At 69.5% G+C, this 3,368-nt stretch carries 4 protein-coding genes and 1 tRNA gene; 3 read left to right on the top strand and 2 right to left on the bottom strand.

Going from position 1 to position 3,368, the window contains the following annotated elements:
- The coding region (locus QM569_RS06265; RefSeq protein WP_414986365.1) for a translocation/assembly module TamB domain-containing protein at window positions 1-1,359 on the top strand (1,359 nt) is incomplete at its 5' end.
- 124 nt (window positions 1,360-1,483) lie between these two features.
- Window positions 1,484-1,559, top strand: a tRNA-Arg gene (locus tag QM569_RS06260).
- A 15-nt stretch (window positions 1,560-1,574) separates the two neighbouring features.
- Here the strand turns inward: QM569_RS06260 and QM569_RS06255 are convergent.
- Window positions 1,575-1,841, bottom strand: coding sequence for a Txe/YoeB family addiction module toxin (locus QM569_RS06255; protein ID WP_414986364.1), 267 nt, complete (start codon window positions 1,839-1,841; stop codon window positions 1,575-1,577).
- Window positions 1,838-2,092: a type II toxin-antitoxin system Phd/YefM family antitoxin gene (locus QM569_RS06250; protein WP_414986363.1), complete on the bottom strand. Its 255-nt coding sequence runs from the start codon at window positions 2,090-2,092 to the stop codon at window positions 1,838-1,840. Before QM569_RS06250 ends, QM569_RS06255 begins: the two co-directional genes overlap by 4 nt.
- A gap of 195 nt (window positions 2,093-2,287) precedes the next feature.
- Between QM569_RS06250 and QM569_RS06245 the strand changes: the two genes are divergently transcribed.
- Window positions 2,288-3,368: cation:proton antiporter (locus QM569_RS06245; protein ID WP_414986362.1), on the top strand; the 1,081-nt coding region annotated here is incomplete at its 3' end.

Raw genomic sequence — 3,368 nt, 5'->3', positions numbered from 1 at the left:
GTGTGGTCGGCCCTGGCGCCGCCGGGCTGGCGCGTGCGCGGCACGCTCGACGCCAACGCCACGCTGTCGGGCACGCGCGCCGCGCCGCGCTGGGCGGGCACGCTGGGCGCGGACGCCCTGGCCGTGCGCTCCGTCGTCGATGGCGTGGACCTGCAGGACGGGCGCCTGCGCGCCACGCTACGCGGCAACCAGCTCGACGTGACGGAGTTCCGCCTGCAGGGCGGGCCCGGCAGCCGCGCGCGCATCGCGGGCTTCAGCGGCAACCGCACGGCGGCGCCCCGGGACGGGGGCACGCTCACCGCCACGGGCCACATCACCTGGGCCGAGAACGCGGGCGAGGGCCTGTCGGGCATCGCCATGGACTTGCGCGCCGAAGCCCGTGCCCTGCAGGTGCTGGCGCGCGCGGACCGGCAGCTCAGCCTCTCCGGCCCGCTGCAGGCGCAGCTGCAGCAGGGCCAGTTGCGCCTGCGCGGCCAGCTCACCGCCGACCGCGCCACCATCATCCTGCCCGACGAGTCCGCGCCCAGCCTGGGCTCGGACGTGGTCGTGCGCTCCGCCGCCAAGGACCGCGAGGACCAGGCCAAGGCGCAGGCCGCCGCCCGCGCCAGCCAGGCGGCCGCGCAGCCCGAGACCGCCAAGCCGCCCGACATCGCCGTCACGTTCAACCTGGGCCACGACTTCGCGCTGCAGGGCCACGGCATCACCACGCGCCTGACCGGCGAGCTGGACATCCGCAGCAGCGCCGCACTCGGCGCTGCGCCGCGCGTGACCGGCGAGGTGCGCACCGAGGAAGGCCGCTACCGCGCCTGGGGCCAGATGCTGGACGTGGAGACGGGGCTCATCCGCTTCAACGGCCCCTACGACAACCCCTCGCTCGACATCCTGGCGCTGCGGCCCAACATCAGCGTGCGCGCGGGCGTGCAGGTCACCGGCAGCGCACGGGTGCCGCGCGTGCGGCTGTACTCCGACCCCGAACTGACCGACGCCGAGAAGCTCTCGTGGGTGGTGCTGGGCCGCGACGCCGCAGCAGGCGGCGCCGAGGCCGCCATGCTGCAGCAGGCTGCGCTGGCCCTGCTGGGACGCCCCGGCGGCAGCAGCCCCACCGCCAACGCGGCCAGCCGCCTGGGCCTGGACGAGATCGGGTTCAAAGGCCCGGGCACGGGCGAGGACGCCAGCAGCGCCGCCCTCACCTTCGGCAAGCGGCTGTCCAAGAACCTGTACCTGACCTACGAGCGCAGCCTGTCGGGCACCCTGGGCACGCTGTACATCTTCTACGACCTCTCGCGCCGCCTCACGCTGCGCGGACAGACGGGCGAGAAGAACGCGGTGGACATCATCTACACGATGAGGTATGACTGATTTGCTATTTGTTTTATAGCTACCTGCGCTTTACCAGCAAGCGCTAGAGGCTGTTTTTATCTAAAATCTGCGCATACCGCGCCGCGCAAGGCGGCGCTGCCGCTCTTCTACAATGCGCGGCTCCCTCCTCGTAGTTCAAATGGATAGAACGAGTGCCTCCTAAGCGCTAGATACAGGTTCGATTCCTGTCGAGGGGACCAAATCCGCACCATCCATCAAGACTGGTAGTGGTAGCGGCAGGACAGCACGACGATATCCTGGTCGTCGGCTCGGTAAACCAGCCGGTTTGTCTGGTCGATGCGGCGCGACCAGTAGCCCGAGAGGTTTTCTACCAGGGGCTCTGGCTTGCCTGTGCCGGTGAACGGTGTGCGGGCGGCTTCGGTGAGCAGAGCATTGATGCGCTTGAGGGTCTTCTTGTCCTGCCCGTGCCAGTACAGGTAGTCGTCCCACGCGGGGGGCAGGAACTTGATGGCCCGGCTCATGGTGCGATGAGTTCGCGCACCTGCGCCTTGCCCTGGCGGTCGAGTTCGACGGCCTGCATCAGCCGTGCGGCGTTGGCCGGGCTTTGCAGGAGGTAAAGGGTTTCCATCATGCTGTTGTAGGTGCTTTCGGAGAGGAGTACGGCGTTTTCTCCGTCGCGGCGATGGATGAGGGTGGCATCGCAGTCGGCGACCACGCGATCGATGACGCCCTTGAGCTGGCTGCGTGCCTGGCTGTAGCTGATGACTTGCATGGCGGACCCCTTTACTTGTCTCATATATTGTACAAGTAATCCGCCGAGCGCGCGGCGCCGCGATGGGGCCGTCAGCGGCCAGTCGAGCAATGGTTGCATCCGGTGACACCCCACCGCCCTGCTTTACCCATTCTCCCCAATGCGCCCGCGCTCGCCGCGCACAGTGCGAATGCTTCTCCATTGCACTGCGCATTCATGCAACACACCGTTCTTTCCCTGCTGGCCGTGATGGCGCTGGCGGGGCTTTCGGGCTGGATAGCCCAGGCTTTTCCGCGCGTGCCGCTGGCGCTGCTGCAGATTGCGCTGGGCGCGCTGGCGGGGTGGCCCGACCAGGGGCTGCACGTGCAGTTCCACCCCGAGGTGTTCATGCTGCTGTTCATCCCGCCCATGCTGTTTGCCGACGGCTGGCAGATGCCGCAGCGCGAGTTCGGCACCTACCGCTGGCCCATCCTGCTGCTGTCCACGGTGTTCGTGTTCTTCAACGTCTGGGCCGTCGGCGGGCTGATTCATCTACTGATCCAGAGCCTGCCGCACGCGGTCTGCTACCTGCTGGCGGCGGTGCTGTCGCCCACCGACCCGGTGGCGGTTTCGGCCCTGCTGCAGCGCCACAGGGTGCCGCCCAAGCTGCGCCACATTCTGGAGGGCGAATCGCTGATGAACGACGCCGCAGCGCTCATCGCCGTCAAGTTCGCCGTCGCGGCGGTCGCCACGCGGGCGTTCTCGCTGCCGCACACGCTGGGTACCTTTGCCTGGACGGCTGCGGCAGGCGTGGCGGTCGGCGTTGCCTGCGGCCTGGGCCTGAAGCTGGCCTACGTGTACCTGTGGCCCAAGGGCGGCGGCAACGGCTCGTCTGCCGTGCTGCTGATGCTGCTGGCCCCGTTCGCGCCCTACCTGCTGGCCGAGCACTTCGGCCTGTCGGGCGTGCTGGCGGTGGTGGCCTGCGGCATGGCGGGCAATGCGCTGCAGGCGCGCTCGGGCCACTTCATGGCCTTCCGGCTGCAGGCGCATGGGGCCTGGGCCACCTTGCTGTTCGCGCTCAACGGGCTGGTCTTCACGCTGGTGGGGCTGCAGTTGCCAGCGCTGCTGCGCGCGCTGCCGCAGCCGCTGCGCCCACTGCCCGGCGCAGCGTCGGCACTGTGGCCGGCGCTGGCGCTGGCAGGTACGGCGGTGGCGATCACGCTGGCGCTGGTGCTGATTCGCTTTGTCACGCTGCTGGCCTGCGGCGCCGTGGCCCGGCTGCGCCGCCCGCCGCGCCCCGGCGCCGCTGCGCAGCCGT

Source organism: Acidovorax sp., assembly GCF_047607405.1.
Taxonomy (GTDB): Bacteria; Pseudomonadota; Gammaproteobacteria; order Burkholderiales; family Burkholderiaceae_C; genus Acidovorax.
This window is presented reverse-complemented; position numbering and strand designations above follow the sequence as displayed.